The organism is Stenotrophomonas sp. AGC87, assembly GCF_057333975.1.
In genome coordinates this window covers 75,986-78,917 of the sequence record NZ_JBHFHW010000043.1, presented here as the reverse complement: position 1 = coordinate 78,917, position 2,932 = coordinate 75,986, and the positions used below count along the sequence as shown (strand labels likewise).

The following is a 2,932-nucleotide window of genomic DNA, read 5'->3' as shown; positions in this document are numbered from 1 at the left end:
CCCCCCCCCCCCCCCACTACCGGTGCGCGGTCAGGTCAATTGCAGGCCTTGCCCTCGACCTTCATCTGCGCGGCGAACATCGGTACCTGGGCGATCTTGCCGGCAGCCGCCTGCTTCTTGGCGTCTTCCAGGTAGATGCGCGACTGTCCCTGCCCATCGAGTTCCGGCTTGGTGGTGACGGGCATGCGCCACACGCGCACCACCGCCTGCTGCGCCGGGCAGGAGGCATTCGGCACGCGGATCACATCATTGAGCTTCCAGCCCCTGGCTTCGCTGGGCTGCGCCTTGTCGTAATCGACGAAGCGGGCACGCGGCTGGCACTGCTCGCTGGTGCGGACCACGGCGAATTTGTACGGCTGTGCCGCCTCGCCGGTGAACACGCCTTCCAGCCGTGCGCAGGCTTCGGGAATCTGGCGCAGCGTGTGGGCCGCGCCTACCGCCTGCGGTGTGCCGGCGGCGCGCTGCAGCTCGGGGGTTTCGGCGGCGAAGGCGGATACGGCGGGCAACAGGGCCAGCCACAACAGATGACGGGGGGACATGGCAGGACTCCAACGGCTGGGGATGGGCCGAGGCTGCCAGTGGATGGCTGAACGGCGTGGCAAAGGGGGTCCTTCGTCCGGATCTGTGTGGTTGCCGGCCAGCGGCCGGCACTACCTCCGTCGTTGGCGATCCGGGCACGCACGCGCAGTTTGAAATCCTCGCTGGCATGCACCGAGGATTTACCCGCATACTCGGGCCACCAGGGATTGCTGAACACCGCCACACGCTTGAAGACCGGCACGGTCTGAACGGGTTGGTTCATGGTTGCAGCCTGTTGTGCCCCCGCGTGGAGACGTTCATCCGTTCACTGGATGTCATTCCATCACCCGGGAGGGGACATGCTGGAACGTTACGGGCTTTCTCTGGCGCTGTTGTGCGCCATCCTCGCGATTCTCTACGGCATCGTGTCGGCACGCTGGATCCTCCGGCAACCGGCTGGCAATGCCCGCATGCAGGAAATCGCCGCCGCCATCCAGGAAGGCGCGCGCGCCTATCTCAACCGTCAATACCTGACCATCGCCATCGCCGGTGCCGTGCTGTTCGTGCTGGTCGGCCTGTTCCTCAGCTGGTACACCGCGATCGGCTTCGCGATCGGTGCCGTGCTGTCCGGCGCGGCCGGCTACATCGGCATGAATGTCTCGGTGCGTGCCAACGTGCGCACCGCCGAGGCCGCCCGCAACGGCCTGAGCGCGGCCATGGACGTCGCCTTCCGCGGCGGTGCGATCACCGGCATGCTGGTTGTCGGGCTGGGCCTGCTGGGCGTGGCCGGCTACTACGCGCTGCTGTTGAAGCTCGGCCTGGATGTCGCGCAGACGCTGCACGCCCTGGTCGGGCTGGCCTTCGGCTCGTCGCTGATCTCGATCTTCGCGCGGCTGGGCGGTGGCATCTTCACCAAGGGCGCCGATGTCGGGGCGGACCTGGTCGGCAAGGTCGAAGCCGGCATCCCCGAGGATGACCCGCGCAACCCGGCGGTGATCGCCGACAACGTGGGCGACAACGTCGGCGACTGCGCCGGCATGGCCGCCGACCTGTTTGAAACCTACGCCGTCACCGTGATCGCCACGATGCTGCTCGGCAACCTGATGATCGCCGAGGCCGGGGCGAATGCGGTGTTGTATCCGCTGGTGCTGGGCGGCGTCTCGATCATCGCCTCGATCATTGGCGCGCTGTTCGTCAAGGTGAAGCCTGGTGGCTCGATCATGGGCGCGCTGTACAAGGGCGTGATCGTGTCCGGTGTCCTGGCCGCCATCGCGTTCTACCCGATCACCATCCAGCTCATGCCGGACAACGCGCACGGTGCGCTGAACCTGTATTTCTGCGCCTTGATCGGGCTGGTGCTGACCGGGCTGATCGTGTGGATCACCGAGTACTACACCGGCACCCAGTACAAGCCGGTGCAGCACGTGGCGCAGGCCTCCACCACCGGGCATGGCACCAACATCATCGCCGGCCTCGGTGTCTCGATGAAGTCCACTGCCCTGCCGGTGATCGCGGTGTGCGTGGCGATCTGGCTGGCGCACTACTTTGGCGGCCTGTACGGCATCGCCATCGCCGCGACCGCGATGCTCTCGATGGCCGGCATGATCGTGGCGCTGGACGCCTACGGCCCGATCACCGACAACGCCGGCGGCATCGCCGAGATGGCCGAACTGCCGCCGGAAATCCGCGACATCACCGATCCGCTGGATGCGGTCGGCAACACCACCAAGGCGGTGACCAAGGGCTATGCAATCGGCTCGGCGGCCTTGGCCGCACTGGTGCTGTTCGCCGATTACACGCACAACCTGCAGGCGGCCAATCCCGGCGAGGTCTTCGCCTTCGATCTGTCCAACCATGAGGTGATCATCGGCCTGCTGATCGGCGGCCTGATCCCCTACCTGTTCGGTGCGATGGCGATGGAAGCCGTGGGCCGCGCGGCGGGTGCGGTAGTGGAGGAAGTGCGCCGTCAGTTCCGCGAGATTCCCGGGATCATGGACGGCACCGGCAAGCCGCAGTACGACCGCGCGGTGGACCTGCTGACCCGCTCGGCGATCCGCGAAATGATCATCCCCTCGCTGTTGCCCGTTGCGGTGCCGGTGGTGGTCGGCCTGCTGCTCGGGCCACGCGCGCTCGGCGGCCTGCTGATCGGCACGATCGTCACCGGCCTGTTCGTGGCGATCTCGATGACCACCGGCGGCGGCGCGTGGGACAACGCCAAGAAGTACATCGAGGATGGCCACTTCGGCGGCAAGGGCAGCGAGGCGCACAAGGCCGCGGTGACCGGCGATACGGTCGGTGATCCCTACAAGGACACCGCCGGCCCGGCGATCAACCCGCTGATCAAGATCATCAATATCGTGGCATTGCTGCTGGTGCCACTGCTGTGAGTCGAGTCGGGGACGCTGGCCTCAGG

2 protein-coding genes are annotated in these 2,932 nt (G+C 66.7%); one reads left to right on the top strand and one right to left on the bottom strand.

From position 1 onward, the window contains the following. Positions 1–35: 35 nt before the first annotated feature. The gene (locus tag ACE026_RS19400) at positions 36–539 is read right to left on the bottom strand and encodes a hypothetical protein (RefSeq protein WP_486040475.1); all 504 of its coding nucleotides are present in this window, start codon (positions 537–539) and stop codon (positions 36–38) included. Positions 540–878: 339 nt separating this feature from the next. Here ACE026_RS19400 and ACE026_RS19395 point away from each other — a divergent pair, with 339 nt between their 5' ends. After that, positions 879–2,906: a sodium-translocating pyrophosphatase gene (locus tag ACE026_RS19395; RefSeq protein WP_486040474.1), complete on the top strand. Its 2,028-nt coding sequence runs from the start codon at positions 879–881 to the stop codon at positions 2,904–2,906. Positions 2,907–2,932: the final 26 nt, after the last annotated feature.